A 1283-nucleotide genomic window follows, 5' to 3' on the forward strand; every position below is an offset into this window, starting at 1 on the left:
TTGGTGGGGTTCTTCGTCAACACGGTGGTGTTGCGGTCCCAGGTCGATGGCCGGCAGCGGGTGGATGGGCTGCTGGCTGGGGTGAAGGAGACGGTGCTGGAGGCGTTCGCGCATCAGGATGTGCCGTTCGAGCGGGTGGTGGAGGAGTTGGCGCCGGTCCGGGACACGAGCCGCACGCCGCTGTTCCAGGCCATGGTCGTCCTCCAGAACAACGACGACCGCATGCCGCGCCTGCCTGGGTTGACGGTCGAGGAACTGGCACCGCCGACGGAGACCGCCGCCTTCGACATCACCCTCGAGTTCGAGGAGTTCGACGGTGGCCTGCGGGCCGCCGTGAACTACAGCACCGATCTGTTCGAGGCGGGGACGGTGGAGCGGATGGCGGGTCATCTGGGGGTGTTGCTGGAGGAGATCAGCGGTGATCCGGATCGGCTGGTGGGTGAGCTGCCGATGCTGACCGGGGTCGAGCGGGATCTGGTGGTGGGCGGGTGGAACGACACCGGCCACGAGGTTCCGTTCGGCACGGTGCCGGGTCTGTTCGCTGAGCGGGTGCGGCGGGATCCGTTTGCCACGGCCGTGGTCTGTGGCGATGAGTCGGTGAGTTACCGGGAGCTGGACGAGCGGGCTGATCGGTTGGCGCGTCGTCTGGTGGAGTTGGGGGTGCGGCCGGAGGATCGGGTCGGGGTGTTGATGGACCGCTCGGTGGAGGCGGTCGTGGCGGTGCTGGCGATCGTGAAGGCGGGCGGGGCGTATCTGCCGCTGGATGTGCGGGCCCCGGCGTCGCGGCTGGGGTTGGTGCTGGCCGAGGCGGGGGCGTCGGTGCTGGTGACCGACCCTGCCTGGGCGCCCACCGCCCGCGAGATCCACCCCGGTCACGTGGTGGTCGCGGGAGTCCCGTCACCGGACATGACGTCGTTCGCTGTGCCGGTGGACCTGGCCGATCTGCCGGACGTCGTGCCGGGCGACGGTTCGGTCTGGCTGTCCGGGCCGGAGCTCGTGGTGGATCCGGAGCAGTTGGCGTATGTGATGTACACGTCGGGGTCGACGGGGGTGCCGAAGGGGGTGGCGGTTCGGCATCGGGATGTGGTGGCGCTGGTGTTCGATCGCCGGTTCGACGGTGGGGCGCTTGGGCGGGTGCTGGCGCATTCTCCGATGGCGTTCGACGCCTCGACGTATGAGTTGTGGGTGCCGCTGCTGCGGGGGGGCACGGTGGTGGTGGCTCCGCCGGGCGAGCTGGACCCGGCGACCCTGCAGGGCCTCATCACCACGCATGGGGTGAGCGC

Annotated in this window: 1 protein-coding gene; it reads left to right on the forward strand. The window is 69.8% G+C overall.

Going from position 1 to position 1283, the window contains the following annotated elements:
- Positions 1–1283, forward strand: a 1283-nt coding sequence (locus N5079_RS34980) for an AMP-binding protein (protein ID WP_261588516.1), incomplete at both ends; no start/stop codon positions are given.

Source organism: Planotetraspora sp. A-T 1434, from assembly GCF_025420585.1.
In the GTDB taxonomy this organism is placed as follows: domain Bacteria; phylum Actinomycetota; class Actinomycetes; order Streptosporangiales; family Streptosporangiaceae; genus JAOEGB01.